Here is a 1,532-nt window from a genome sequence, read left to right as displayed (position 1 = left end):
CGCCGAGGCCCCCGAGGCGCTGCGCGACCGCCGCGTGGAAATCACCGGCCCGGCCTCTCCGGCGAAGATGGCCATCAACGCGCTGAACTCCGGCGCCAAGGTGTGGCTGGCCGACCTGGAGGACGCCTCCACCCCCAGCTGGGACAATGTCATCGACGCGATCGCGAACCTGAGCGCCGCCGCCCGCGGTGAGCTCAGCTTCTCCCAGCCGGACGGCAAGACCTACTCGCTGCGCACCGACGCGCCGCTGGCCGTCGTGGTGGTCCGCCCCCGCGGCTGGCACCTGAATGAGAACAACGTGCAGGTCAACGGCAAGCCGGCCGTGGGCGCGCTGGTCGACTTCGGGCTGCACTTCTTCCACAACGCCAAGGTGCTGGCCGAATCCGGGCAGGGTCCGTTCTACTACCTGCCGAAGATGGAGCACTACCTGGAGGTGCGCCTGTGGAATGAGATCTTCACCTTCGCGCAGCAGGAGCTGGGCATCGAGCACGGCACCGTGCGCGCGACCATGCTGATCGAGACCATCCCGGCCGCCTTCCAGATGGACGAGTTCCTCTATGAGCTGCGCGACCACGTCTCGGGCCTGAACGCCGGACGCTGGGACTACCTGTTCTCCATCATCAAGACCTTCCGCGAGGCCGGCGCCGACTTCATCATGCCCGACCGCGCGGACGTGGCGATGACCGCCCCGATGATGCGCGCCTACACCGAGCTGCTGGTCAAGACCTGCCACAAGCGCGGGGCCTTCGCCATGGGCGGCATGGCCGCCTTCATCCCGAACCGCCGCGAACCGGAGGTCACCGAGGCCGCCTTCGCCAAGGTGCGCGACGACAAGACCCGTGAGGCCACCGACGGCTTCGACGGCTCCTGGGTGGCCCACCCGGACCTGGTGCCGATCTGCCGCGAGGTGTTCGACTCGGTGCTGGGCGAGAAGCCGAACCAGATCGACAAACAGCGTCCGGAGGTGGAAGTCACCGCCGAGCAGCTGCTGGACGTGGCCAGCGCCCCGGGCAAGGTCACCGAGGCGGGCGTGCGCGCCAACCTGTACGTGGCCGTGGCCTACACCGCCGTGTGGCTCTCGGGCAACGGCGCAGTGGCGATCCACAACCTGATGGAGGACGCGGCCACCGCGGAGATCTCCCGTTCGCAGATCTGGCAGCAGATCCGCAACGAGGTGGTCGCCGAGGACACCGGCAACACCATTACCGCCGAAATGGTCTCCACCCTGCTGGCCGAGGAAGTTGAGCGGCTGCGTGGTGAAGTGAACGACGAAGAGCGTTTCGCCGCCTACTACCAGCCGGCAGCGGAGCTGATCGGCAAGCTGGTCAGCGGCCGGGACGAGGACTTCGTTGACTTCCTGACCCTGCCGGCCTACGAACTACTGGAAAAGGAATACGTGAGCAAGTAATGAACACAGTCTTCGATCAGGCGACCCTCGCCGCCGTGGAGGACCAGCTGGCCGCCACCGACCAGCTGCTGGCCACCAGCTATGCCGGGGACACCGGCGCCCGCCAGCCGGTGCACACCGTGTA

Annotated in this window: 1 protein-coding gene; it reads left to right on the top strand. The window is 67.4% G+C overall.

Going from position 1 to position 1,532, the window contains the following annotated elements; translation table 11 throughout:
* The coding region (gene aceB, locus JCM19049_RS13795; protein ID WP_054821867.1) for a malate synthase A at positions 1–1,408 on the top strand (1,408 nt) is incomplete at its 5' end.
* Positions 1,409–1,532: the final 124 nt, after the last annotated feature.

The organism is Arthrobacter sp. JCM 19049 (assembly GCF_001310435.1).
This window is presented reverse-complemented; position numbering and strand designations above follow the sequence as displayed.